Source organism: Flavicella sp., assembly GCF_037132785.1.
In the GTDB taxonomy this organism is placed as follows: domain Bacteria; phylum Bacteroidota; class Bacteroidia; order Flavobacteriales; family Flavobacteriaceae; genus Flavicella.
This window is the reverse complement of the sequence record NZ_JBAHZZ010000146.1, coordinates 1-7,148: the sequence shown is the minus strand read 5'-3', so window position 1 is coordinate 7,148 and position 7,148 is coordinate 1. Positions and strand designations below refer to the sequence as shown.

Genomic DNA, 7,148 nt, shown 5'->3' with positions numbered 1-7,148 from the left:
GAAAAACTAAATAATAGACCTAGAAAGATACTTGGATATAAAACACCAAAAGAAATGATGGATATTGAACTTAAAATTGTAGCTTAGTAACATCATAAAACTAAAACGTTTTGTTGCGTTACAACCTTGAATCCAAGATTTACTTAATGAAATGATTATATTTGCAATATGAATTTTTCTTCAAAATTGTTAGAAAACGCTGTAAACGAGGTTTCGCAGTTACCTGGTATTGGAAAGCGTACTGCGTTAAGGTTGGTTTTACATTTACTAAAACAGACCAAGTCCCATACAAAACATTTGACTAATTCCCTTACTAAATTAGTAGAAGAGGTTAAATTGTGTAAAAAATGTCACAATATTTCGGATGTTGAATTGTGTGAGATTTGTTCAAGTAACAATAGAAACGAAGAGCTTGTATGTGTTGTAGAAGATATTCGTGATGTGATGGCTGTAGAGAATACCGTTCAATATAAAGGTTTATACCATGTGTTAGGGGGGAGGATTTCTCCAATGGAAGGCATAGGACCTCATAATTTGACTATTGAGAGCTTGATAGAAAGAGTGAAAAAAGGAGTTGTTAAAGAGGTTGTTCTGGCACTTAGTTCGACCATGGAAGGTGATACAACTAATTTTTATATATATAAACAGTTGCAAACGTATAATGTTACCATTTCTACGATTTCGAGAGGAATTTCAGTGGGTGATGAACTACAGTATACCGACGAAGTAACTTTGGGAAGAAGTATTGTTAATAGAGTTCCCTTTGGTGATTCATTGGTTCAGTAATTATTTTAAAGATTATACAATATTATTCAAGAATTTCCGTTTTATTAAAAATCACAATAACCTTACTTGCCTTTTAAACCTAGCATAGAGCTTTCCGTTGTTATAGTCAATTACAATGTATATAATTTTTTAGAATTATGTCTAAAGAGTGTTGAGAAAGCATGCTCAAGCTTAACTTCAGAGATTATTGTTGTAGATAATGCTTCTAGTGATAATAGTTGTGAATTAGTTTCTAAAAACTTTCCAAATGTACAATTAATTTGTAATAAGGAAAATGTTGGTTTTTCAAAAGCAAATAATCAGGGGGTAGAAATTGCTAAAGGAGAATTTTTATTAATCTTAAACCCTGATACCGTAGTTGGAGAAAATACGTTTAAAGAGTTGTTTTGTTTTTCAAAAGGGATTTCTAATTTAGGTGCGGTAGGTGTTCAATTGATTGATGGAACTGGGACTTATTTACCGGAGAGTAAAAGAGGAGTTCCAACTTTAAAAACTTCTTTTAATCGTTTTCTTGGAAAAGATAAAAATAAAGGTGTTTATTATGCAAATGATGTTCCTCAAGAAGGAGTAGGTGCTGTTGATGTACTCGTTGGAGCTTTTATGTTTTTAAAAACAAAAATTTATAGGGAAGTTGGAGGTTTTGACGAAGATTATTATATGTACGGTGAAGATATCGATTTGAGTTATAAATTATTAAAAAAGGGATGTCAAAACTATTATTTGGGTACCTCAAAAACAATACATTTCAAAGGAGAATCTACAAAAAAAGATGTAAAATATTTGAAATATTTTCATGGAGCCATGAAAATATTTTATAAAAAGCACTTTACATCAAATTTCTTTAAGGATACTGGAGTGAAAAGTTGTATAAGGTTGTGGTATTTATTCAAGTATCTTAGATTGGTAGCCCCAGTAATTATCATTTCAGAACGAGAGAATGTGCTATATGTTGGTGATAAAAAAGTATCAATAGACAAAGATATTCATAGGGATTTAAACTTCGGTCAATTCAATTCGATAAAGCAACTTGAGAGATATATTAAAAAAAACACAATAGAAGAAGTTTGGTTTGATGAATCGACTTTGTCCTATGAGATAATAATCGACATTATATCACAGTTAGATTCAGAAAAACTTAATTATAAAATTCATTCGGAGTATACTCATTATGTAATTGGAAGTAACTCCTCTGATGGAAGGGGAGAAATCATAAATTTACTTTAGTTGTTTTTTTCTGAATCATCCCAACTTCTTTTTTTGCGGGATTTTTTATACAATTTAACCATGATCATTAAGATGCTTCCAAAAGAAAAGATACCGATCACACCCCAGATCCAATCAATATTATTTTGAAGCTCTACAAGAAATACAACAGCAAAAAGTACAATCGTTGCAACTTCATTCCAAAGGCGTAATTTAGCGGAACTATATTTGATGATATCATTTTGTAGTTGTTTATAGATAATTTGACATCCCCATTGGTAAAAATATAAAAGAACAACAAAAGAGAGTTTAATCCACATCCATGGTTGCTTTAAAAGACCTGAGTTTTCATATAAAAGCCAAAACGCAAAAACACTTGCTAGGATTGCTGAGGGCCAGGTGATAATATACCAAAGCCTTTTACTCATTATTTTATATTGTCTTTGTAAAACTCCCTTATCGGGCTGTTGTTTGCTTTCCGCTTCTACATGATAAATAAATAATCGAACAATATAAAAAAGCCCAGCAAACCAAGTTACTATGAAAATGATGTGTAAAGCCTTTAGATATAAATATTCCATGTGAAATTCTTGTTTTTTTGTGAACAACAAATGTATCAATTAATTAGACAATGGTAACTATATAAGATATATGTAAGTTGATAAAAGTTATGATTATTGGTTTTTTGACTAAGTTCTAATCAAATTTTCAATACCTCATATATTTACTTTATGAAAATAAGTAAAGAGAGTATGACTCTAAGTTGAATACCGTGGGTAATCATATATTTGCTTCCCACATGTGAAGTATACCATATTGATAAAATTGGAATATTTATTTTATTATTACATCTCTTTTCTAATTTTATCCAAAAATAACATTTCTGCAAGAAACTGCCAATCAAAATTAATAGATTGATTTGCCAAATGCACATGATGGTCTTGGTCTAAGATATAATTTTCTGGTTTGTTTAGAATACGTGTTTTACCATAAACCGTTTCAAACTCTTTTCTTAAGACGTCAAATTCATTAGACAAACTCTTAATGTCTTTCATTGCGTTTTTTACGTCTTGTTTACTTTTAGCAATGTCGTACTTTTTTAATTTTAATAAAGCATTACAAGAAAAACGAACCAACTTATTTACTTGTTCGTACACTTCGAGTGTATAAATATTTCTATTAGCTTTTGATTTCATTATATCAATTTTAAGGCTAATGCTATCGCAATATTTCACAACATTAGATGCTTTTTTCAATCGATTTTCATGTTTTTTAGTCCATTTCCCTTTCTTGTCATTATTAGGTAAATCGATTACCAATTTTTGAATAGCGTCTTTATGTTTCTTTAAATAATTACGAGAGTTTCCATTTAACAGAGCATTCTTCCAAAAGGCAACAGGTTTTTCCAGTTTATCAATAAATCCAAATTCATCAGAAGAAAGTTCATTTGAAAATTCTCTATGACGGTAAGCTGCTTTTAATGTAGATTTAGACCTTTTATCTCCAGACCATGTATATTCAGAAAAAGCTATAATTCCACGCATATACAATTCAAAATGAGGTGAATCATCATCCCATAATGTAAGTAACAAACCGTTTAAATTTTTGTTGATAGAGGAGATGGAAAAGGCTCTGATATTATCAATGTTACTCTCTTTTTGTGGCATCAAAACCCATCTAGTTTGCCCAGCAGTCGCACCCATAACTTGCATTCCATGGTTCCTAAACCATTCCATTGATTTTCCGTTTCCTATAGCATCGGATGAATTGTAATTCCAACGCATGTAAATGCAATTCTTAGGGAATAAATCTAAAAACTCAAGCAACTTATGTTCATTTTCTTCCCATATTTGATCAACTTCTTCCTCTGTCAATTTCTCATCAAACATGGCTTTATAAACTCCAGCTTGCTTTAACGGCATATCATCCCAAAAAATAGGAATACGATTGTATTTCTCAACAAATTTACTCACCTTATCCAACCATATTAGTTGTAGTTCTAACGATGACTTCCCACTATTTCTTCCCGTAGTATACACCTCATCACCTCCAATATGTAAATACTTACCATGTGGGGTAGCGTCAATAGCATCAAGATATAGATCAAACTGTAATTCATATGTTTTAGGATCTAAAGGATTAAAGGCCCAGTCACTTTCTGGATCGTCCCTCAACTTATTATATTTGTCATGCTTCAGAATAAACGAAGAATGACCCAATCCTTGGATTAATGGACTTATTGAGATGTTTCGTTCATAAGCATAAGTACTTAGTTTTTTCCATTCATCAATACTCAGAGCATCTTCAGAACCAATTTTTGACCGTCTTTTGTACTTGATTTTATCCTCCATTTCAACTATTAGGGCATTCACCTTATAACCAGCAAGTTTATCCATTAACTCGTAATAATATGAAGTCTTTTCTAGATGATGTTTAATATCCAAATGTATTGCTCGATAAGCAAGTTTAGGGTAATCAGTAATAATACACAAAGGCAATTTTACATTTTGCTCCTTAGCATCTATCAATAATTGTTCAAATGACTTTAATCCATAAAATAAGCCTGCTTTATCTTTTCCTATAATAATAACTTTATTAGCCGAAATATTTATTGTATATCCTTCAGCCTTAACATCAATTGATTCGTCAATTTCAAAAACAAGTTGTGCTTTTGATACATTGCTTGAAAAAGTTATTCCTTCTAGTAAGTTCAATCCAACAGGTATTTCTTTTTGACTCTTCGAAAAATATTTTTGAATATCACCATGCTTTAAAGTGCTAATTCCGGAAATATTAAATTCTTGTGGTTGTGGAAGTAAATTAAATTCTCCTAATTTATCATCTTGATATGTACAGGAAATTGATATGAGAAGTATCAACAATATTAAAACAGATCTTTCTTTTTTTATGGTATTCATAAATTTATTCATTTTAATAATTATTTAGAAATAGGTGGTTAATAACCATAAATTTATACTTTTTATTTAAGAAATCAAAAAATAAATGGACCGAGAGATAAACAGCAAGAACTGAGATGATTTTTAATTTATGTGAATTCAAGGGGATTCTATTTGCCTAAAAACAGAGATTATCTTACTGTCTGAATTCATTTAAATAAATTATTTATTATCAGCATGATACATAAATCACCTTGTAGGTAACTGTCTATAGTTGAGTTCGTTGGGTAGGTGGTTGATTGTGAAAAATAGAATTTTGCTCTGAACCAAAATAACAAAAAAGCATTTATTGATTGCATTTTTGTACTTTAGCCTCGTAAAATGAGCTATAATAATGGATATAAAATTCAATGCAAATGAAGACTATAATAGGCTTCTCTCTACAGATTTAAAAAAAAAACTTTTAAAGGTCTATAAAGGTGGTGGAGAAAAAGGTATCGAAAAAATTCATGCAAAAGGAAAACTTACTGCACGTGAACGTATTAGTTATTTATTAGACAATGAAGGAGAAGCAATTGAAATCGGTGCTTTTGTAGGGAAAGAGATGTATGAAGAACACGGAGGATGTCCTTCTGGTGGTGTTATTGTTAAAATTGGAAAAATAAAGGGTAGGCAATGTATAGTGGTTGCAAATGACGCAACTGTAAAAGCAGGCTCTTGGTTTCCTATAACAGCAAAGAAAAATCTTCGCGCTCAAGAAATAGCTATGGAAAATAAAATTCCAATTATCTATTTGGTAGATAGTGCTGGTGTTTATTTACCGCTACAAGATGAAATATTTCCAGACAAAGAACACTTCGGTAGGATTTTTAGAAACAACGCTATTATGAGTAGTATGGGAATTACTCAAATTTCTGCCATAATGGGAAGTTGTGTGGCAGGAGGTGCCTACTTACCTATTATGAGCGATGAAGCACTGATTGTAGATAAAACAGGAAGTATCTTTTTGGCAGGTAGTTATTTAGTAAAAGCAGCTATTGGAGAAAGCATAGATAATGAAATTTTGGGTGGAGCCACTACGCATTGTGAAATCTCTGGAGTTACTGATTATAAATCTAAAGATGATAAAGATGCTTTAGATACTATAAAAAATATCATCGACAAAATAGGAAGTTCTGAAAAAGCGGGATACAACAGAGTTGTTCCACAAAAACCTAAAGAAAACGAAGAGGAGATATTTGGAATCTTACCAAAGAGGAGAACCGATCAATACGATATGAATGAAATCATAAAACGTTTGGTTGACAATTCTGAGTTTGAACCTTATAAAGAGAAGTTTGGAAAAACTATTATTTGTGGCTATGCAAGAATTGATGGTTGGGCCGTAGGGATTATAGCAAACCAGAGAAAAGTGGTTAAAACCGCAAAAAAAGAAATGCAATTTGGTGGAGTTATCTATTCTGATAGTGCTAATAAAGCAACGCGGTTTATATCTAACTGCAATCAAAAGAAAATTCCTTTGGTTTTCTTACAAGATGTAACTGGCTTTATGATAGGCAGTAAAGCTGAACACGGAGGAATTATTAAGGACGGAGCAAAAATGGTAAATGCGGTTAGTAATTCTGTCGTGCCAAAATTCACCATTACAATTGGAAATTCTTATGGAGCAGGAAACTATGCTATGTGTGGAAAAGCCTATGACCCAAGATTAATTTGTGCATGGCCGAGTGCTCGTTTAGCCGTGATGGGTGGAACACAGGCAGCCAAAGTTTTATTGCAAATTGAAACGGCCTCTTTAAAGAAAAAAGGAGAGATTATTACGCCAGAAAGAGAAGCTGAAATATTAAAATATATTGAAGAGAAATATGACAAACAAACATCTCCTTATTATGCAGCAGCAAGATTATGGACAGATGGTGTCATCAATCCTTTAGATACTCGTAAGTGGATAAGCATTGGAATAGAAATTGCTGATAATGCTCCAATTGAAAAAAAATTCAATTTAGGAATTATTCAAGCTTAAATAAACATTGATTCTACTTATTAAAAAAGGTCAGTATTTTAGGATACTGACTTTTTATGTGTTTTCCTCTTGATTTTAAAACTAAAATTCAAGTAATACTTGGCTTCAAGGTTGTAACGCAACAAAACGTTTTAGTTTTATGATGTTACTAAGTTACAATTTTAAGTTCAATATCCATCATTTCTTTTGGTGTTTTATATCCAAGTATCTTTCTAGGTCTATTGTTTAGTTTTTCTTGA

The 7,148-nt window shown here is 31.4% G+C and carries 5 protein-coding genes; 3 read left to right on the top strand and 2 right to left on the bottom strand.

What is annotated here, in order from left to right:
* Nucleotides 1-168 precede the first annotated feature (168 nt).
* Nucleotides 169-786, top strand: a complete 618-nt coding sequence (recR, locus tag V5787_RS09585; protein WP_336893015.1) for a recombination mediator RecR — start codon at nucleotides 169-171, stop codon at nucleotides 784-786.
* A 66-nt stretch (nucleotides 787-852) separates the two neighbouring features.
* Nucleotides 853-2,010, top strand: a complete 1,158-nt coding sequence (locus V5787_RS09580) for a glycosyltransferase (protein WP_336893014.1) — start codon at nucleotides 853-855, stop codon at nucleotides 2,008-2,010.
* Here the strand turns inward: V5787_RS09580 and V5787_RS09575 are convergent.
* A complete protein-coding gene (locus V5787_RS09575; protein ID WP_336893013.1) occupies nucleotides 2,007-2,570 on the bottom strand; it encodes a CopD family protein in 564 nt (187 codons plus the stop codon). The two genes, V5787_RS09580 and V5787_RS09575, sit on opposite strands and share 4 nt — an antisense overlap.
* Nucleotides 2,571-2,834: 264 nt before the next feature.
* Entirely contained in the window at nucleotides 2,835-4,907 is a 2,073-nt protein-coding gene (locus V5787_RS09570) for a family 20 glycosylhydrolase (RefSeq protein WP_336893012.1), read from the bottom strand.
* Nucleotides 4,908-5,280: 373 nt separating this feature from the next.
* Here V5787_RS09570 and V5787_RS09565 point away from each other — a divergent pair, with 373 nt between their 5' ends.
* Complete coding sequence (locus V5787_RS09565; protein WP_336893011.1) at nucleotides 5,281-6,909, top strand: carboxyl transferase domain-containing protein; 1,629 nt, start codon at nucleotides 5,281-5,283, stop codon at nucleotides 6,907-6,909.
* Nucleotides 6,910-7,148 lie beyond the last annotated feature (239 nt).